Source organism: Campylobacter concisus (assembly GCF_002165815.1).
Taxonomy (GTDB): domain Bacteria; phylum Campylobacterota; class Campylobacteria; order Campylobacterales; family Campylobacteraceae; genus Campylobacter_A; species Campylobacter_A concisus_BH.
On sequence record NZ_NDYN01000001.1, the window covers coordinates 22,611 to 42,947 of the forward strand.

Here is a 20,337-nt window from a genome sequence, read left to right on the forward strand (position 1 = left end):
AGCTAGAGTTTTAATTCGCATACAGTGCAAAGCACTACTGAGGCATGCCACTTCTAACGTGCAAGGGGGTTTTACTTCGACTTCGTCTCGTAACTGCGAGCAGACGTGGGATCAAAAGGGAGATAAGGGGACAGCTTCGTAACTCTAGTCCCATTGTCCCCCTTTGGATAAAAAAGCTAGAATTTCTTCTTCCTAACCTCTTCAACTATGGCTTTAGCCATCTCATCTACTTCTGATGTTACTTCATTTGCTTGGTTAGCAATTACCACATTCTCTTTTGTTAGATTATCTATTTGAGCAACTGATTGATTGATCATATTTATACCTTCACTTTGCTCTTTTATAGATTCACTCATCTCATTTATTGATTGAGCTAATACATTTGTATTTGCTTCTATCTCACCAAGTGATTTTTGAGTTCTCTCTGCTAGTTTTCTAACTTCATCAGCAACAACTGCAAATCCTCTACCATGTTCTCCTGCACGTGCAGCTTCAATAGCAGCATTAAGTGCTAGTAGGTTTGTTTGATCTGCTATATCTCTAATGATAGTTATGATGTTTTTGATCTCATCACTTTGTCTTATAACATCAGCTGTCTTTTGAGAGATGGCATTCATTGAGCTAGACATTTGCTCAACTGCAGCAGCACTTTCTTGTAAGCTATTTGCTTGAGTATTTGCTGAGCTTGCTACTTTTGATACTGAGCTTGCTAGAAGTTTAGCTTTTTCTTCTAGTACTTGAGCTTGGTTTAGATTGTCATTTAGCATTTTAGATATTTCTATGCCAAGAGAGTTTATGCCACTTGCTATCTTACCATCATCATCAAGTCTTTTTGTAAAGTCTTGGTTTTTATAGGTGTTTAGTAGATCAAGTACATCTTTGCCATTACTTGAGATTGCATTTTTAAGAGCAAGTTGTAGATCTTTAAATGTGCTTTTTAGTTGATTTAGAGCTGGGTTATTAGTATCAGCTTCTAGACTTGCTTCATAGTTGCCATCTTTTATCTCATTTACAAAGGTGTTGGCTTTTTGGATGAAGGTGTTTTCATGCTCTTTTGCCGTCTGGATAACCTCTATATTTTCATTTATAAGCGATGACATGATGCAAATTTCATCTTTACCTTTTAAGCTTAGAAGTTTGGCTGAATTTGTCTTGTTGTTTAGATATAAGAAAAACTCGCCAAGCCCGCCTTTTACGCTATCGATGCCTGAGATGATATTTTTACCGACAAAAAATGAAACCAAAACAAGAAGCAGTATAAAACAGGCAAGTAAAATAACCATAGAAACAGCTAAATTGCCAGCTTCACTCATATCTTGTAAAGCTTTATCTTTCATATCATTTAACAAGTAAAGCTCATAGCTTCTAAAACTATCGATCAAATTTGTGATGCTTTGAAACCAACTAGCCGCCTCGATCTTGCCAGCTGTCTCATCTGGAGTAGCGATAGCACTTTTGATGATATCATCTATCTTTTTAAACTCATCACTTTGCAAGATCTCTTTTTGCAAGCTATCTGCGTATGTGCCCGCATTAAATTTCACATAGTCATTTATGAGATTTTTGATATTTGCGTTAAATGAAACTAAATTTACGTATGTATTTTTATCGATGTTATGTTTTATAAAGGCACCATTTAGCACCGCCCTTGTGATACCAAAATACTCTTTGATCTTTGAGATGCTAAAAATTCTAGCCAAGTTATCTTTCATATCAGACTCAGAACTGTTTGCTATGGAATTTTCAAATATAAGTGTATTTTCGATCATATCGTGAAATTTAGGAGCTATGAGAGCAAAATTTTCTTTGTTATCTACTTTGGCTCTTATGTTATTAAGCTCGTTTGAAAGCTCATCTTTGTTAGAAAGTTTAGACAAAACGCCATCAACTTTAGCTCTTTGCTCTTTTAAATTTTTATCAGCATCTTTGCCATTAGCTATAAAGCCTGCGCTATAACCACGCTCTTTTTGAAGTTCATGGATAAATTCGCTTTGTTTTATGATATCTTCGGCTGTATTAAGGCTTGATGCAGCTTGGCTTCTAGTCTTAAAAACTCCATTTAAAATATAAATACTTGTTGCACTTAAACAAATAAGACTTAAAATTACAATTAGTAAGATCTTTATTTTTATACTTAGATTATTCACTTTTCATTCCTTTGCATTACAAGATACGATATATAGGCTATTTCTCCTAAAAAACAAAGCGGATTTTATTACTTTAATAATTAAATATAACTTGAAAATATAAATTACATTTAAGCAACAATAAATTTACTTTAATTAGTAAATAGCCTATTTTAGGTAGTTTAAGAAATTTTAATTACAAATAAATGATATTAATTAATAAAAAATATTTAAATTTTCTCTAAATTTTATGAAAATAAATAGATAAATTTTGAAAAGTAGTTAAAGATATTTTATAAGCAAAGATGAATTTAAGCAGGAGATCACTCCCCTGCTTTGAAATTATTTAGAAAATTTTGGCTCAGAAAACGCTGTAAGTTTTGGTGCTTCATCGCCTTGATATTTTCTGATATTTACAAGAGCTGTGTGGCTGATGTTGCCGTTTGCTAGCTTACTTGTTGGGATATCTATGGTTAGCACGTTTGCAGAGCCGTTTTTGCAGATGCCACTATCAAAGCCGTCATACCAAGCACCCTCAGCTAGTTTTACAACGCCCTCTTTGATGTTTTTAGTGACATGAGCACCAGCTAGTACCTCGCCACGAGCGTTAAAGACACACACCAAATCACCAGTTTTTACGCCAAGCTCTTTTGCGTCATTTTCGTTTATCCACACTGGCTCGCGGTTAGCGATAGCATACTTCTCACGAAGTGAAGTTTGGCTTAGCTGTGAGTGCAAGCGGTCAGTTGGGTGGGCGCTTATCATGTGGTATTTTGCAGGTTTGTCTTTCATGCCTAGCCACTCGATCGGCTCAAACCAAGTTGGGTGCGCTTTGCAGTCATCATAGCCCATTTTCTCGATAGTATCTGAGTAAATTTCGATAAGACCGCTAGGCGTTCCAAGAGCGTTTAGCACAGGATCTTCTCTAAATTCACCAAGTCTTACCCAGTTATCACTATCTTGAGATGAGGCAAATGTGACTGGTTTGTTTTCATTCCAAAACTCTTCAAATGGCTTCATGTCGCTTGCAAGCTCAGGGATCGCTTTTACTTGAGCGTAGGCTGCGTCGTAGTACTCTTTGATCCAGTCAAACTCGTCTTTGCCGTTATCTGTGTAGGCGATGGCTAAATTTTTAGCATAAGCCTTGCAAAGGTCAGTGAAAATTTGATAGTCATCTTTCGCCTCGCGGTATTTTTCAACGACTTGTTTCATCGGCACTATGTTCATGTTTGAGTAGTCCCCTGTCATCGTGATGTCGTTTCTCTCATACTCTGTAGTGACTGGGAAGACGATATCAGCCATCTTTGCTGTCGGTGTCCAGTATGCTTCGTGAACGACAACCGTTCTTGGCTTTCTCCACGCTTTTAAATTTGTATTAGTATCTTGGTGATGCACAAGTGGGTTGCCGCCGACCCAGTAGATGAAGTCGATGTCTGGGTAGGTGATCTTTTTGCCGTCGTGATCTATCACTTTGCCAGGGTGAAGCAACGCATCAGCGATACGAGCTACTGGGAAAGCGTAGTTGGTTGCTTTTTGTAGCCAGCTTTGACCTGTGCCTGCTACTGCGGCTGCTTTTGCGACGAAGCGACCGTGTTTGTCAAACTCACCTGTATCAGTGCCGATAAACTCGCCTTTTTCGTTAAATTTACCCACACTCGCGCTATTTACACCGCCGATGACTGCGCCTTTGCATGTTGGTGCGCCGCCGTTTGAGTAGTGGTAGCTTAAGCCAAAGCCTCCACCTGGTAGGCCTATCTGACCGATCATCGCAGCTAGCGTTACCATCGCCCAGTGTGGTTGCTCACCGTGGTGAGCGCGCTGCATACCCCAGCCACTCATTAGCATTGTGCGGTTGCTTACAAATGTATTAGCTAGCTCTTTTAAGGTATCTTTGTCGATACCACAAATTTTGCTCGCCCACTCTAAATTTTTAGGAGTGTTGTCTGTCTTACCAAGTAGATATGGGAGGAATTTATCAAAGCCATAAGTGTAGTTTTCGATAAATTCTTTATCGTATTTGCCGCTTTCATATAGGTAGTGCATCATGCCTAGCATCATCGCTGTGTCGGTGTTTGGCACTGGAGCGATCCACTGAGCTTTGTCGAAGTATTGTGCTGTTTCAGATCTGATAGGATCGATCACGATCACTTTGATATCTTTTTTGTTTTTTAGCTCTTCAAAGTATTTAAAGCCTTGCTCATCAGTCGCTGTCCAAGCTATGCGAAGTGTCGCAAGTGGGTTTGCGCCCCAGATGACTACGACTTTTGAGTTTTCTAGCACTACTGGCCAGCTAGTTTGCTGCTCATAGACCTCGATACTACCTACAACGTGAGGCATGATGATCTGGCTAGCGCCTGTTGAGTAGTCGCCTAGCGAGCCAACAAAGCCGCCACTAAGGTTCATAAATCTATGAAGTAAAATTCTTGAGTTATGCACATTGCCGCTTGATTTCCAGCCGTAACTACCTGCAAAAACGCTTTGTAAGCCTTTTTGCGCTCTTGTTTTTTTAAGCTCTTTAGCAACTAGTTTGATGGCCTCTTCGTAAGGCACCTCGACCCACTCATCGATGCCGCGAAGCTCTGGTTTTGGGCTGTCTGGGTTTTCTAGGTAGCTCTTTCTTACCATTGTGTACTTGATACGACTTTTATAGATCATATCTGGCGTGTAGTGCTGAAGTGGGTTGTAAATTTCACTTGTCTTTTGGATAGGCTCTGACTTTACAGCGATGCCGTTTTTGGTTGTCACTTTTAGCATGCCCCAGTGAGCAGCTGTAAGAGTTTCGCCATTTTTTACAACACCCTTTTTAACCTCATCAGCAAACAAATTTGAAGCTGTTACGCCTGAAAGCAAAGGTGTAGCTGCGATTGCTGTTGCACCTTTTTTTAGAAAATCTCGTCTGTTCTCGTTCATTGTTTCTCCTTTTATTATCTTTAACTTCTCGCCTAGGCAAAGCCAAGGCTCCGACAAACCCCATCGGTTTGATCCCGCACTAAAGATTAAGATCGCAATCCAGCGATCTAAATTTTTGTTTTTCTCACTGAGCAGCCACCCATCGCTCGCATCGCTAGCGATATGCTTCGCTCATTCTCTCCCGCACGGATACCAAGTAGTTGGTATCCTCTAAAGGCGGTCGCTCACCAACTCTAAAGCCTAAGATCGCAAGTCTGCGATCTAAGTTTTGGTTTTCTCCGTTGAGCCAGAAGCAAGCGCTATTAAATTCCGCTCACTCTTACAAATTTACAGTCCGATCACACTGAAAATTTTGGCTCTTTAAAGGCGCTAAGCTCTGGTGCTTCGCCTTTAAATTTTTTGATATTAACAAGCGTCGTATGCGAGATATTTGCATTTGAGAGCTTGCTAGCTGGGATATCATTTGTTAAAACGTTTATGCAGCCATTTTTACAAACACCCTTCTCATCTGGGTCGTACCATGCGCCCTCGCAAAGTCTTGCCACGTTGTAGCTCACATCATCGCTCACCACAGCGCCTGCTAAAATTTCACCTCTCTTGTTATAAACACGCACGATGTCGCCCGTTTTGATGCCAAGTTTTTTAGCATTTTTAGTGTTTATCAAGATCGGCTCACGATCAGCCACCGCGTACGTATCTCTAAGCGACGTTATACCTAGCTGAGAGTGCAAGCGCACGCTTGGGTGTGGGTTTAGCAGGTGAATGCTGGCTGATTTTTTCTTCGCACCCAGCCACTCAGTAGGCTCCATCCACATAGCATGACCCTTGCAGTCGTCGTAGTTCATATTTGCTATAGTCTCTGAGTAAATTTCTATAAGACCACTTGGCGTACCAAGAGCGTTTAGGATAGGATCTTCTCTAAACTCAGCGTGTCTTACCCAAGCCTCGTTCTCTGCGGTTGAATCAAATTTAGTAGGCTCGTTTTTCTCCCACCACTCACTAAATTTAGGCATTTTTACGCCAAGAGCTTTGTTCTCATTGATGACTTTAGCGGCGCTATCGTAGTATGACTTGATGAAATCAAGCGGCTCTTTTGCCCCATCAGTGTAAATTTCAGCTACGCCGTCAGCATAAGCCTTGCTTAGATCAGAGAAAATTTGATAGTCGTCTTTTGCCTCGTTTTGTTTGGCTACGACTTGCTTCATCGGCATGATGTATTGGTTAGAGTAGTCTCCAACCATAGTGATATCATCTCTTTCATAAAGCGTCGTCACTGGAAATACAATATCAGCCATCTTCGCTGTTGGCGTCCAGTAAATTTCATTTACCACAACCGTTCTTGGCTTTTGCCATGCACGTTTTAGCTTATTTAAATTTTGCTGGTGACCAAAAGGATTGCCCCCTGCCCAGTAGATAAAGTCGATGTCTGGATAGGTGATCTTCTTGCCATTATGATCTATCGTCTTGCCAGGGTTTAAAAGCACGTCAGCGATGCGAGCTACTGGGAAAGAGGCTGCTTGCATCTCTTCTATCTCCGCTTTCAACCTCTCATCAGCCACATCTTTTGCATATCCTTTAAATTTACCATCTTTGATGACACCGATATCTGCTGGGTTGATACCGCCAACGACCGTTGCTGTGCTAGTTGGCACGCCGCCACCGCTGTAGTGATAGCTAAAGCCAAAGCCTCCGCCTGGTAGGCCTATCTGACCTAGCATCGCAGCTAAAGTGACTAGCATCCAGTAAGGCTGCTCGCCGTGGTGAGCACGCTGCATAGCCCAGCCACCCATTATCATCGTGCGGTTTTTATACATTTTAACAGCAAACTCTTTTATCACCTTTTCGCTGACGCCACAAATTTTGCTCGCCCATTTTGGTGTTTTTGGCTTGCCATCTTTTTTACCAAGTAGATACGGCAAGAATTTATCAAAGCCAACTGTGTAGCTCTCTAAAAACTCTTTGTCGTAGTTTTTGGTCTTATATAGATGATACGCCATGCCAAGCATCATCGCTGTATCGGTGTTTGGCACTGGAGCGATCCATTTTGCCTTGCCGTCAAAGAAATTACCCGTTAGGCTCTTGATAGGGTCAATTATAATGATCTCTTTATCGCTATTTTTTAGATCTTCTAGGTATTTGTACGCTAGCTCATCAGTCGCCGTCCAGCCAACTCTTAGCGTAGCTACTGGGTCACTTCCCCAGATAACCACCACTTTTGAGTTTTCAAGCACCACTGGCCATGTAGTTTGCTGCTCATAGACCTCTATGCCGCCCATAACGTGAGGCATGATCACCTGCCCTGCACCTGTCGAGTAGTCGCCAAGACCGCCGACAAAACCGCCAGTTAGGTTCATAAATCTAGCCAAAAGCGTAGTTGAGCTGTTGAAATTTCCGCTTGATTTCCACGCTGGAGACTTCGCATAAACGCTAGCAAGGCCTCTTTGAGCTCTTGTCTTTTTTAGCTCTCTTGCAACTAGCTTGATCGCGTCTTCATACTTTACCTGCACCCACTCATCTTGACCGCGAAGCTCTGGCTTTGGGCTATCTGGGTTTTCAAGATAGCTCTTTCTCACCATAGGATGCTTGATGCGGCACTTGTATATCATGTCAGCTGTGTAGCCCCTTAATGGGTTTGGTATGCTGCTTAAAACGCTAAGTGGCTTTGAGCCAGTCACAACGCCGTCTTTTACACTAACATCCATCATACCCCAATACGCCGAGGTTTTAACGCTGCCATTTTGTACTAAGCTTGGTTTTACACTGCCATTTCCACTAAAAGCGCAACCGCCTAGAAATGGTGTAGCAGCTAAAGCCAAGCTACCTTTTAAAAATTTTCGTCTTTGCATTAATAAATACCTTTTTTACTTCTCGCCTAGGCAAAGCCAAGGCTGCGAGCGGAAGTGCAAGCACTCCCTGCACCCACCTAAAGTTACTTGTCCGACTACGCGGACTAAATTTGGTTTTCTCTCTAAGTAAAACCATTAAATTTAAGACCTAGTTTTTGATCCTAAATTTTTGTTTTACTTCTCGCCTAGGCAAAGCCAAGGCTACGAGCAGCCACCCATCGCTCGTATCGCTAGCGATATGCTTCGCTCACTCTCTCCCGCACGGATAACTCTAAAGACCAAGATCGCATTTTTTAGCGATCCAAATTTTGGTTTTTCTTAAGTAAAACCTTTAAATTTAAGCCCCTTTAGCTCGCAAAACTGGTTAAATTCCGCTTGCAAAAGTGCCGTTTATTTGCCTAAATTCACATCAGATGAGTGTTTTTGTAGATATTCGATAACTAGCCACTCGTCTTTTTTCTCTATTGCGGTTCTGCCGATCATTGATTTTAAAAGTGACGGCCATTGATTTGCGTTAAAGTGCGTAGTTTGAGGCAACGCATGGCAAACGCCACAGCTCTCTTTATACATCTTATCAGCTTTTGCAAACATCGCATTTACATCGGTGCTAAAGCCATCTTTTTGAACAAAAACTGTCGTTTCTACCTCGTTCCATTTGCCGTTTTTGCCCTCTTTTATCACTTTGATATCAAAAGGTGCAGTTTTTGCAAATGCAACTGAGATGATCCTCGCGCCATCAGCAAAATAAACTACGTTGCTAACGGCCGGGTTTTGATAGCCTTTTACTTTGATCTGCGCTCTGTCGCCACTTGTTTGCAAAATTTCAACTGCATTGGTTGGTAGCAGCCTGCCTATGCTCTTAGCTGAGTTTGCGTCAGCATATACGTCCTTTACGACATCTGTGTAGTTCATACCCGCACCAAATGCAGCACAAACCACGATGGCTGATAGAATAATTTTTTTCATATTTCTCCCTTCAAAATGAAATCGTTAAAATTCTAGGGGCTTTTTGATTAATTACAAATTAAAATTAAAAATATGCTTTAAGAATAATGCAGAAAAAATTTATTTAAAAATGAGTAGAAATACGCCAGATACGATAAGGCAGAGGGCTAAAATTTCTTTTAAATTTAGCCTCTCACCAAGAAATATAACAGCCAAAATGACAGCTAACACAACGCTAAATTTATCAACTAGTGCCACTTGATATACCTTGCCCGCTTGCATCGCTTTAAAATACATAAGCCACGAAAGCCCAGTTGCCATACCACTTAGTATGAGAAAGAGCCAGTTTTTAGGGCTTAGTGAGCTTAGTGGTTGCCATTTTTTAGCCACGCTTAAAAGCAAAACAAGCATAAAAACGACAACGATCGTTCTTATAAATGTCGCAAAATCGCTATCGATATCCTTTACGCCTAGCTTTGCAAAGATCGCGGTAAGTGCAGCAAAAACAGCCGAAAGAGCTGCATAGATAAACCACTCTGGCATCTTTATCCTCTTAAATTTAAAGGGGCAAATTTGCTTTGCCCCAAGCTAAATTTATCCCTCGTAATCACCAAGCATATCAAGCGTAGGAGCAAAAAAGAGAGCCCCAGTCACTGGCGTACTAAAGTCAAGCAGCCTATCTGAGTTGCCTTTTGGCTCGCCGATAAACATCTTTTTAAGCATAAGTTCAACCGTTGAAAATGTGCTCGCATAAGCGATAAAGTAAGTGCCTGTTTTGCTACCTTCAGTAAATGGCATATTGCCACGCACGACCTTTTTATCGTCGCCTACATTTGCAGCAGCTGAGTGTGAATTTGTAGGTTTTACGCTCTCGTCCATCTCGATGTCATACTCTTTTGAGCGGCCTATCACCTTTTCTTGCTCGCTCACGCTTGTGGCGTTCCACTCTTGCATTTTATGGAAGTATTTTTGCACGAAAACGTAGCTACCGCCTTTAAATTTAGCATCCTCTTTGCCAACTTTTGCAAAAAGATCTCTATCTTCGCCATCAGGATTTTCAGTGCCATCGACAAAGCCAATTATCGCCCTGCCGTCGTGATACTTAAAGCCTTGAGTCTCATCTGTAAGCTCTGCAAATTTAAATAAAACTTCTTTGATATTTTGCGCCATGTCAAAACAGTCAGCCGCATTTAGCGCGCGGATGTGGATGTGGATATCGCCCTTTGTGCTAACAGCTTCATGTTTATCGCCTTTGATAGCTTTAAAATTTACAAGCTCTTTTGGCAATTCTTTTGAAATTTCAAGCTTTTTCCAAGCATCATGACCCACGCCAAGGACGCAATTTACATTTTCATTTGCGCCAAATCTAACTTTGGCAGTTTTATTTAAATTTACAACCAAAGCACAAAGCTTAGCAAAGCCCTCTTTACATGCCTTTTTGTCGCCTTTTAAGACCCATGTTTGAAAGACTGTGTTGTTACCAGGTGTTTGTGTGACCTCTTGTGAATTTACACTCATTTTTTCTCCTTTCAATTTAATTTTTATGCGATATTTTCTAAATTTAGTTGCTCATTTATCTGCTCGTCACTATCGTCAAAGACAAACTCGACCTTATTTGCACCAAAGCTCTTAGCTATCGCCTCAAGCGTGTCGCGAGCTGATTTGTGGATTTTGCTTTGAAGCTGCGAGATAAGGCGAACGCTCATCTTTTTGACCTCATTTCTAGCCTCTTCGATTAGTCTATTTTTATCTTCTTCTGTAAATGTGCTACCAAAAAAGCCATTTAGCGAGTCAGGCAACAAAAATGGTATAAATTTGCCATTTTTTTCATCGTAAAATTTCATATCTGCGATTGAAAATTTATACTTACATGGAGGCATTTTTATCTTGTAGCTAGAGTTTGCGATCTGCATGATCTCAAGTCTAGGGCTAGTTAGATCGTAGATGAAATTTATCTCAAACTCAAATATCATCGAAAGTTTCTTCTCACTCACTAGCCACCTTAGATACTCTTTGCCGAAATTTCCAAACGCATGATCTGTCTTTGTGACGATCTCTTTGCTATACACCTGAAAAACAGATAGTTCGCCGATGCTTTTAAGCTGCGAAATTTCAGTGCTGACTGAGACATTTTCGCTATCGTCTTTTGCCTTTTTTAGCGCCTTGTTTGACCTATAAAATGCAAATGCCAAAATAGCTAGCAAGATAGCTAATATCAAATTTGCGTATTCGCTCATATTTTCTCCTTTAAAGCCCGCATTTTATCCTAAATTTGTAAAGCAAAAGAAATTTATCACTCTGGCAAGGTGATAGGGCTCTTATAAGGCATGTGAGCTCCCACTATCTTAGTAGTCTCGTCCTCCAATCCATCAAGCACCTTTTCTCTCGTTTTGGCAGCTTGGGCTGGATCTATATCATAAGTGATAGATATGCTCGGCTCGACCTCTTGCACTGCTAGGACGTGAAGAAGGTCAGCTATAAAGATGATCTTGTCGTTATCTGACTCAAAGCTTATCATGTTGTGCCCTGGAGTGTGGCCGTAGGCTGGGATAGCCATGATCTTTAGTGCCCCGTCAAATAGTGGCTTTTTATGGTCAAAAAAGCTCTTATCATCCTTGTAAAGCGATAAAATTTCTTTTGTCCTCTCATCTTTGCCCTTCATCCAGTAGTCCCACTCCTTTTCATCTATAAGAAGCCTGGCATTTTTAAATGTCTTTTTGCCGCCATCTATGAGCCCACCTATGTGATCAGGATGAGCGTGCGTGATGATGACGTAGGTTAGATCCTCTGGCTTTATATTTCCAAAAGTTTGCAGATCATACTTTAAAACCTCCAAGCTATCTTCATAGCCACTATCTATGAGCGCCGTGTAGTCATCGCACTTTGCAAACATTACGTTGTGTTTGTTTGGTAAATTTTTAGTATTTGCCACAAGCTCTTTTTGCGCCTCATCTTTGGCTATTAGCTTATCTACTGGCGCATCAGTCGTCTTTAGTGAAAACACATAAAGCTTGCATCCACCCATAGATCCTATCCATACTTGATCGTTTTGCTTGCTAACCACCTCATCATCGGCACAAAAAGCCAAAGTGCAAAACAACGCAAGGCTTAATAAACACTTTTTCATATCTCATCCTTGAATAAATTTGCGAAATTTTAGTCCTGTAAATTTAATGAAAAATAATAATCCTTTAAAAAAATATATAAATAATAGTTTTAAAAATGGTAATAAAAAAAATTATATTTAAATAACTAATTTTAGATGAACTCTTTTATAAGATTTCTCTTTAAACGTAAAACTAGCGTAAATAACGTATATTTTTGTAAATTTAGCCTACGATTTTTCATTAAATTATTATTATTTTAATTAATAATTTATTTTAAGAATTTTAGAATTGGTTTAAATTTTATGTAAAGGACGAGATATGAAAAGATCCGTTTCAAGCAAAAAGTGTATCCTTTTAAGCGTTGCTTGCTGCACTCTTTTGCTTGCTAATCAACTAAGTGCTAGTGAGCAAAACAGAGGTAAATTTGGCGATATAAAAAGCTGGCAGAGCGATGAGTACAAAGCCGACTGGGGTTTAGTGAGTATGAACGCAGCCGTTGCGTATGCTCTTGGAGCAACTGGCAAAGGAGTAACGCTTGGTGTGATGGACTCTGGAGTGCTACTTAGCCATCCAGAATTTAGTGATGGCAGGGTAAGTGCGCTAAAGGTTTCTGGTAGCTACTATAAAGATGGTCAAAGATACCCTGACACCGCGTATGGCAACTCGCCATTAGTTGGAAAAGGTAGCGGAGATAAAAATAAAAAAGACTTTGGTGACTTTAAAAAAGGCGAGGAATTTAGCATAGATGGTGACTGGATAGCTGGAGTAAATGACTCTCACGGCACTCACGTAGCTGGCAGCATAGCTGCTTCAAGAGATGGCGTTGGCATGCACGGCGTAGCATTTGATGCAAGACTTATAATGGGCAATACTGGCGGCACTGACGGTATGACATATGGTCCAAATCAAGACTACAACTTCTTTTTAAAATCCTACGAGGGACTAGCAAAGAGTGGAGCTAGAGCGATAAATAACAGCTGGGGCTCAAACCGTAAATTTTACAAAGCCTACGAAGGTGCTACTGGGTATGATGGCGGCAATAACCTAGATATCAAAGATCTTGATGCTGCATATAAAAGCTACTATCCATTTGTAGTAAATGGCAAAAATTTCTTAGATGCAGCCTATGAGGTCGCTACAAGATATGGCGTCATCCAAATTTTTACTGCTGGCAACAGAGACGGGATGAAAGAGTCATATACAAGAGCGATGCTCCCATACTTTAGACCTGATGCTGAGAAGTACTGGCTAAATGTCACTGGTCAGCTAGAGGGCGACACGCAGCGCTACAACACACCTGGTCACTCAAAATGGTGGAGCGTAGCAGCGCCTGCAAAGCCTATATACTCAACCGTCGTTGATCTAAAAACTGGCAAAGCAGACTACGGCACAAAAGGCGGCACATCAATGGCAGCTCCACACGTCACTGGCGCACTTGGTGTCATCATGCAAAGATACCCATATATGAATAATGCTCAGATAAGAGAGGTACTACTAACTACTGCAAGGCAGATTCATGATGATTTCAAAGAGCCAGCTGATACTAGAAGAATTTCAGGCTTTAGTGCTGCGCTTGGAGTGCCTGATGAGCGCTGGGGCTGGGGCGTAGTGGATCTATATAAGGCGATGTTTGGACCAGGTCAGCTTCTAGGAGTGTTTGATGTAAATTTAAATAGCGATGATATCTACTCAAACAACATAAGCGATGTGGCTATCAAATTTAGAAAGACAGAAGATGATGCAGAGGTTAAAATTTGGACCGAGCGCAAGGCTGAGCTAGAGAAAATAGCAAATTTAACACCAGAGCAAAAAGCTGAACTTGAGATAGGTAACGCTAGAGAAAGAGCAAGAGAGCTAAGGGCAAGTGAGGGCTACGAAGGTACTCTTATAAAAAGAGGTCAAGGCACACTAAGCCTAGCAGGAGACAACTCTTATACTGGCAAAACCATAATAAAAGGCGGCAAGATCACAGCTCTTAATCAATCTCTAAAATCAAGCGACGTGATAGTAGAAAATGGCGGCGCACTAGAAATTGTAAGGCAAATGAGCGTGCCAAAGGTTAGTAGAAATAAATTTACCTTGCAACTATCTTTAGGAGAAGTGACCAAAAAAAGCTCAAATGACGTAGTAAAAGCCACTATAAAATCAGGCGGTAGCTACATCGTCTCAAACGGCGCTTCAAATTTGGATCTAAACTTTGAGAAAAACTCATTTATAAACATAAGTGAGCCAAGCTTAGAGATCATGCAAAGGCTCTATAACGACAGCACAAAATCAAAGACATTTACTGCAACTGGAAATTTCAAAGGCTATGAAGATACCCTTTCAAAAGAGTATGCATTTTTTGATCTTAGCAAAAACTATAGCGACAACAAGCTAGAGTTTACTCTTAAAAAATCAAAAAATACAATGACAAGCATCGCAGCTAATGACAACCAAAAGAAAGTTGCAGAGCTCATAGAAAGTACAGCAAGCAAGCCAGCGCTACTTCCTTCGCCATTTAGAAGCAGGCCAGCAGTTATCACAAGCGATCTTTATAGACACTTCATCTACACTACACCAAAAGAGGCAAAACAAACTCTAAAAACATTTGCAAATGAGGCAAATTTAGCTCAGCACAATGCATTTTTACTAGAAAGCATTATGCTTAAAAATGCAATTATCAACCACGAATCTGACCCATTTGGCATAAGAGCAAGCGACTCAAATGGTATGAAATTTTGGTCAAATACCATGTTTGACGCTATGAAATTTAATGACATAAAAGCAAACTCTATGACACAGCTTTTTGGATTTGACGGCAGTGTAAATGACGCATTTGTACTTGGCGGTGTTCTTGGTGCTAGCACAGAAAAAGTAAAAGAAGACGGCGATGATGCCTATAAGACAAAAGGCAAAAGCATCGGTATCTACGGCAAAAGCGAGATCGCTAACACTAAATTAGACCTTGGCGTCCTATACACAGATGCTAAGCGCAAAACTCAAAATGGTGCAACAATCGCAAGCTTTTACTCAAACGATCATATAAAAAGCAAAGAAAAAGCGCTTAATGCTTATGCAAATTTAGCCTTAACTAGCTTTAACACAGAAAATTTCTCGCTAAATCCTTATGTGGGTGCAAGCTATCTACGCATGAAAACTGATAGCACAAGCCAAAATGTAGGAATTTTCAAAATGGATGTTGATGAAAAAACTAGAAATTTAGGTATTTTTAGCCTTGGTCTAAACCCTAGCATACCATTTAGCCTAGGTAGCACCAAGATGAAATTTGAAGCTGATCTAGCATACAACAGACTAGTTGGCGACACAAAACCAACTATCGGTGTAAATGTCGCAAATGCTGGATATCTAGAGCTAGAGGGCAAAGAGGTTAAAAACCTTGGCACAGCTAGCCTTGGCATAAAAGCAAATGTCTATAAAAATGTAAATTTAGGCCTTTCTTACACTGGAGCTTTTGCTAAAGATGTAAGATCAAACAGCGTAAATGCTAAATTTGAGATATTGTTTTAGTTGATTTAAAGCTCGCTGCTTTAAATGGTAGCGAGCTTTTGAATTTAGAAGAGTTGAGTGAAAGAAAAGCCATTTTTATTAAGCGTATCTTTGATCTTTTCTTGATGCTCAAGACCCTTTGTCTCAAGCGTGATAGTGATGCTTGCATCGCCATAGTCAAGCTTAGTAGAGAAGCGATCGTAGTCGATCTTAACGATGTTTGCATTTGCTGATTTTAGGCTATCAGTTAGGCTCATGAGCGCTCCTGGCTTATCTACAAGTGTGATTTGCAAGGTCATCTTGCGGTGAGACTTGATAAGACCCTTTTCGATGATGATAGAAAGCACCTGAACATCGATATTTCCGCCACTTAGCACCACGCCTATCTTTGCGCCTTTTTTAAATTTGATCTTATCATGCATAAGTGCTGCCACGCCAGCTGCGCCAGCTCCCTCAACTACGATCTTTTGCGTCTCTAGCAAGAACAAAATCGCAGTTGCGATCTCCTCATCATCGACCTGAACAAACTCATCCACGCACTCAACGATATTTTTAAGCGTTATCTCGCTCGCATCACGCACAGCGATGCCGTCAGCTATGGTGCGAACTGACTTTGAGTTTATGCTCTTTTTAGCGCCGTAGCTGTTAAACATCGCTGGAGCGCCCTTTGCGCCGACGCAAACGACTTTGGTTTTTGGATTGACTTGTTTTATACAGCTTGCCACGCCGCTAGCTAAGCCACCACCGCCAACTGGCACTACAACCATATCAAGGTCGCTTATCTCATCAAGCATCTCAAGACCCACAGTGCCCTGCCCTGCCATGACGTACTCATCGTTAAATGGATGAACAAAGGTCATATCTTTTTCTTTGGCGTAATTTACTGCAAATTCATACGCCTCATCAAAGTTATCACCTTTTAAGATCACTTCAGCGCCAAGATCCTTTGTGCCAGCTACCTTTAGAAGTGGGGTTGATTCTGGCATGACGATGCAAGCATGCACGCCAAATTCTTTTGCACTTATCGCCACGCCTTGAGCGTGATTGCCAGCGCTTGCGGCCACGACGCCACGTTTTCGCTCCTCCTCGCTTAGGCTAGCTATTTTATTGTAAGCGCCCCTTATCTTGTAAGCTCCAGTTCGCTGTAAATTTTCTTCTTTCAAATAGACATTTGCGCCTAAAATTTTGCTAAGTTTTGCACTTAGCGCAAACGGGGTTTTATTTACAAAGTGACCGATCGTTATCTTTGCTTGGATTATTTTGTTTAATGAAACCATTTTTAACTTTCCTTTTAAAATTTATCTTTTGCCCTTAGTAATACGCCGCACTCGATGTGACACGAGTCTAAACCATGAGTTACAAGGTCGCATTTTACTTATTCTTCAGTTCGTTGAAATAAATCAACCCCTTAATTACCTAAATATCTATTCTTAGAAACATATCCACTCCACAAAAATTGAATTATTCAGGATAGTAATATAAACTTAGCTTTTTATTTATTAAAAAAATTGGTTTTTCATACATTTTACATCTGCCTCATGAAATATCTTGCAGTGAGAGATGACTGGCATTTTATCAGATCTTCTGGAACACCGGTGAAAATCACTTGCCCACCTTCACTTCCTCCACGAGGCCCCATCTCAATAATCCAGTCTGCCTCCGCAATCATTTCCAGGCGATGTTCAACGATAATTACCGTATTTCCTCTGTCAGCCATCTTTCGAAGAACCTGCATTAGATTCTCAATATCCTTATAATGAAGACCTGTTGAAGGCTCATCCAAAATATAGATATTCCCTTTTTTATTGAGTTCGCTTGCCAGTTTCAGTCGTTGGTTTTCTCCGCCAGACATACTGTTTGTTGACTGTCCCAGCGTCATATAGCCAAGGCCTACATCTCGAAGGCCTTTCAGTTTTTTGCTAATTTCCGGGTCATCAAAGAATTCCACAGCCTGATTTACGGTCAATGACATGACTTGTTCGATATTTTTCCCATTATAGCAGTAGCTAAGGGCCGTTGGATTAAATCGTTTCCCTCCACATTCTTCACAGACGATTTCTACCGGATCTGCAAATGCAATTTCCGGTTTAATAACGCCTCGTCCTCCACACACAGTGCAGGCCCCCTTTGAATTGAAACTGAACCATTCCATACCAATATCATTTACCTCTGCAAATTTTTTGCGAATCATATCACCAATACCAGAATAGGTCGCAGGTGTTGAACGTGAAGAGATACCAATTGGTTTCTGATCGATTACGACAGCCTCAGGATACTTCTCGGTAAGTTCACATCGAATCAGACTAGACTTTCCTGAGCCAGCCACACCACATACTGCCGTGATAACTCCCATCGGAATATCTATGCTAACATTTTTCAAATTGTGAAGTTTGGCATGTTCGATATGTAGGCTCTCTATCCACTCTTTTGGTGTTGTATTTAGTTTGATTTTCTGACGCATCGCCTTGGCAGTGAGCGTATCTGTCTTTTCAAGATCCTCCACTCCACCTTGGAAAACAATTTGACCGCCATTCACGCCAGCAAGCGGACCAAGCTCGATAATTTCATCCGCCAACCGGATAATATCACGGCTATGCTCCACAACAAGTACTGTATTATGCTTATCTCGAAGGCTTAGGAGCAGTTTTGCAATCCGATCCGCGTCCGCGGGATGTAACCCTGCAGTCGGTTCATCAAAGATATAAGTAATATTGGACAGACTACTCCCTAGATGACGGACAATCTTCAGACGCTGAACTTCACCACCTGAGAGCGTATCTGTCCGTCTCCCAAGTGTCAGATAACCTATACCTACATCTATCATACGCTGCAGGGTTTCAATAATCTGTCTGGATATAGATTTTCCGACCGGGTTGTCAATTGTTTTCAGCACACCAATCAGCTCACTTACTTGGATATCCTGCATATCTGCAATGTTATAACCGTTAATCTTTGAAGCAAGAGCTGCAGGGTTCAGACCAGTCCCCCCACAAGTTGGACAAGGCCCATCTACTATATACTTCGAAATCTCCTGTTGCAATCCCTTCTTCAGCTTGGATATGTCACGGTTTATATAGAGCCTTTTAAACCGTGGGACAACCCCTTCATAATCCACCTTATAAGTTCCTCCGGTACCATTTCCAATCATGGTGATTACTTCATTATTGTCCTCACCATACTTTAACAAATTCCATTCTTCATCCGTAAAATTTTTCAATTTCTTATCTGAATCAAGCTTTGAATGCTGCGTATACAGTACATTCTGCCATCCAGCAGCAAATTGGCTGAAAGTAAGACCTCTATCACTAAGTGTTCCTTCTAGATTAAATAATCTATCCTCAATCAAGGTCAATCTTTTCCCCAAACCAGTGCAATCTGGACACATCCCATGAGGATGGTTAAAGGAATAGGCCATCGAACCACCAGCACTCGGATTTCCAACACGGGAAAACAACAACCTAAGTAGTGGTGCTACATCGACTGCGGTCCCAACCGATGACCTTGAATTAGTTCCCATAGGTTTCTGGTCAACAATTATGACAGGCGTCAAACCTTCAATTGTTTCAAATGCCGGACGCTCATAATTCGGCATTTTGTTCCTGAGATAATAAGAATAACCCGCCTGCCACTGTCTTGAGCTTTCCACCGCAATTGTATCAAAGGCAAGTGAGCTTTTCCCTGATCCTGAAACACCTGCTAATACAACCAACTTACCTTTTGGGATTTTTATATTAAAATGCTTCAGATTATTCTCCGAAACACCTATAATTTCAATATAATCATTCATAGTACAACCTCAATAGAATAGAAAACTTAATCATTAATAAGCAATACGCCACACTCGATGTGATGAGTGTTGGCAAACTGATCAAAGAGCGCAAATTTTATCACTTTATGGCTTTTAGTAAGCTCATTTAGATTTTCTTTTAATGTCTCTGGGTTGCACGAGATGTAGATGATGTTTTTGAAATTTCTAATGAAATTTATGACGCTTTCACTTAGTCCTGCGCGAGGCGGATCGACAAGAACGTGCGAGAAGTTAAAATCGCTTAAATTTATCTCTTTTAGCCTATTAAACTCCCTAACGCCAGCAAATGCGCTCATCAGCTCATCAGCGTCCATGCGTAAAAATTTGATATTTTCTGCCCCATTTAGCTCGCAGTTTTTAAGGGCATTTGCGATAGAGCTTTTTGAAATTTCAGTGGCAAGGACGTTTTTAAATTTAAACGAAAGTGGGATGGTAAAATTTCCATGTCCGCAGTAGAGCTCAAGTAGGTCAGCGCCACCCTCAACGCACTCTTTTGCCCAAGCTATCATCTTCTCATTTACCGCTTTATTTGGCTGGATAAAGGCATTTTCACTTAGGCTAAATTTATAAATTTGCCCATCAACTTTTAGCTCATCAACTAAATTTAGCTCACCACTTAGCAGTTTTTGACCGCGAGATCTAGCTAGGATCATCACATCAAGCTTGCTAGCTAGAATTTTCATCGCCGCTTCAAACTTATTATCAAGCTTTTTGTGATAAAGAAGCGTGACTAAGGTGCCGCTTTTACAGGCGATAAACTCCACTCCAAAGAGCTTTGTGCGTAAAATTTCATCATCTTGCAAGCTCTCAAGTAGCCTTGGCATGAGATGTGAAATTTGCTCGCAAACCTTTGGGCACTCATCTATGAAGACTTTTTTGCCTTTTTCGCTTGCGTGCATAGTATAGCTAAGCTTGCTACCCTCGTGCCAGATGCCAAACTCAGCCCTCGTGCGGTAGTGCTTTGGGCTTGAGCTAAAAACATCAAATTTACCCTCGTAAAAGTGGGAGAAATTTTGCTTGATAAGATCAGTTTTAAATGAAATTTGCTCACTATAAGGGGTAAAAAGAGTGCATGATCCGCACTCTTTTAGGTATTTGCAGTCCAA

General features: G+C 40.9%; 12 protein-coding genes and 1 pseudogene. 1 reads left to right on the forward strand and 12 read right to left on the reverse strand.

Annotated features, from left to right (window positions below; all coding sequences use genetic code 11):
* Nucleotides 1-176: 176 nt before the first annotated feature.
* The 9 genes and pseudogenes from B9N65_RS11365 to B9N65_RS00205 form a co-directional block, all read right to left on the reverse strand.
* Complete coding sequence (locus tag B9N65_RS11365) at nucleotides 177-1,337, reverse strand: methyl-accepting chemotaxis protein (RefSeq protein WP_374220066.1); 1,161 nt, start codon at nucleotides 1,335-1,337, stop codon at nucleotides 177-179.
* Nucleotides 1,338-1,346: 9 nt separating this feature from the next.
* Nucleotides 1,347-2,147 (reverse strand): annotated as a pseudogene (locus B9N65_RS11370) (nitrate- and nitrite sensing domain-containing protein); the annotation flags it as partial.
* Between the two features lie 321 nt (nucleotides 2,148-2,468).
* Nucleotides 2,469-5,036 carry a molybdopterin-dependent oxidoreductase gene (locus tag B9N65_RS00175; RefSeq protein ID WP_087582314.1) on the reverse strand — a complete coding sequence of 856 codons (2,568 nt, stop codon included), beginning with the start codon at nucleotides 5,034-5,036 and terminating at the stop codon, nucleotides 2,469-2,471.
* Between the two features lie 338 nt (nucleotides 5,037-5,374).
* Nucleotides 5,375-7,882 carry a molybdopterin-dependent oxidoreductase gene (locus tag B9N65_RS00180; RefSeq protein ID WP_012139887.1) on the reverse strand — a complete coding sequence of 836 codons (2,508 nt, stop codon included), beginning with the start codon at nucleotides 7,880-7,882 and terminating at the stop codon, nucleotides 5,375-5,377.
* Nucleotides 7,883-8,272: 390 nt separating this feature from the next.
* Nucleotides 8,273-8,848 (reverse strand): cytochrome C, encoded by a 576-nt coding sequence (locus B9N65_RS00185; protein WP_087582315.1) that lies wholly within the window; start codon nucleotides 8,846-8,848, stop codon nucleotides 8,273-8,275.
* Nucleotides 8,849-8,947: 99 nt separating this feature from the next.
* On the reverse strand, nucleotides 8,948-9,370 hold the full coding sequence (locus B9N65_RS00190; RefSeq protein WP_087582316.1) for an EamA family transporter: 423 nt from the start codon (nucleotides 9,368-9,370) through the stop codon (nucleotides 8,948-8,950).
* Between the two features lie 51 nt (nucleotides 9,371-9,421).
* Nucleotides 9,422-10,345, reverse strand: coding sequence for a Dyp-type peroxidase (locus B9N65_RS00195; RefSeq protein WP_087582317.1), 924 nt, complete (start codon nucleotides 10,343-10,345; stop codon nucleotides 9,422-9,424).
* Between the two features lie 23 nt (nucleotides 10,346-10,368).
* Nucleotides 10,369-11,064 carry a DUF4230 domain-containing protein gene (locus B9N65_RS00200; protein ID WP_087582318.1) on the reverse strand — a complete coding sequence of 232 codons (696 nt, stop codon included), beginning with the start codon at nucleotides 11,062-11,064 and terminating at the stop codon, nucleotides 10,369-10,371.
* Between the two features lie 56 nt (nucleotides 11,065-11,120).
* On the reverse strand, nucleotides 11,121-11,954 hold the full coding sequence (locus tag B9N65_RS00205) for an MBL fold metallo-hydrolase (RefSeq protein WP_087582319.1): 834 nt from the start codon (nucleotides 11,952-11,954) through the stop codon (nucleotides 11,121-11,123).
* Between the two features lie 298 nt (nucleotides 11,955-12,252).
* Between B9N65_RS00205 and B9N65_RS00210 the strand changes: the two genes are divergently transcribed.
* Entirely contained in the window at nucleotides 12,253-15,444 is a 3,192-nt protein-coding gene (locus B9N65_RS00210) for a S8 family peptidase (RefSeq protein ID WP_087582320.1), read from the forward strand.
* A 44-nt stretch (nucleotides 15,445-15,488) separates the two neighbouring features.
* Here B9N65_RS00210 and ilvA read toward each other — a convergent pair whose 3' ends face one another.
* The 3 genes from ilvA to trmA form a co-directional block, all read right to left on the reverse strand.
* On the reverse strand, nucleotides 15,489-16,700 hold the full coding sequence (ilvA, locus tag B9N65_RS00215) for a threonine ammonia-lyase (protein ID WP_009293964.1): 1,212 nt from the start codon (nucleotides 16,698-16,700) through the stop codon (nucleotides 15,489-15,491).
* 248 nt (nucleotides 16,701-16,948) lie between these two features.
* The gene (locus B9N65_RS00220; protein ID WP_087582321.1) at nucleotides 16,949-19,210 is read right to left on the reverse strand and encodes an ATP-binding cassette domain-containing protein; all 2,262 of its coding nucleotides are present in this window, start codon (nucleotides 19,208-19,210) and stop codon (nucleotides 16,949-16,951) included.
* A 26-nt stretch (nucleotides 19,211-19,236) separates the two neighbouring features.
* Nucleotides 19,237-20,337, reverse strand: a complete 1,101-nt coding sequence (gene trmA / locus B9N65_RS00225) for a tRNA (uridine(54)-C5)-methyltransferase TrmA (RefSeq protein ID WP_087582322.1) — start codon at nucleotides 20,335-20,337, stop codon at nucleotides 19,237-19,239.